Source organism: Mesorhizobium sp. WSM4837 (genome assembly GCF_055811435.1).
Window position 1 is genome coordinate 1 of the sequence record NZ_JBVVQE010000286.1, and the last position, 238, is coordinate 238.

Below are 238 nucleotides of genomic sequence, written 5' to 3' on the forward strand. Positions count from 1 at the left end.
CCCCCCCCCCCCCCCACCCCCCGCCCCCCCCCCCCCCCCCCCCCCCGCCCCCCCGCCCCGCCCCCCGGCGCGCCCCCCCCCCCCGCCCCCCCCCCCCCCCCCCCCCCCCCGCCCGCCCGCCCGCCCCCCCCCCCCCCCCCCCCCCCGCCGCCCGCCGCCCCCCCCCCCCCCCCCCCCCCCGCCCCCGGCCCCCCCGGCGCCCCGCCCCCCCCACCACCCCCCCCCCCCCCGCCCGATA

General features: G+C 97.5%; 1 protein-coding gene. It reads left to right on the forward strand.

Features of this window, described 5'->3' with window-relative positions; genetic code table 11:
- Positions 1-238: hypothetical protein (locus tag AC0L3D_RS37115; protein ID WP_473647589.1), on the forward strand; the 238-nt coding region annotated here is incomplete at both ends.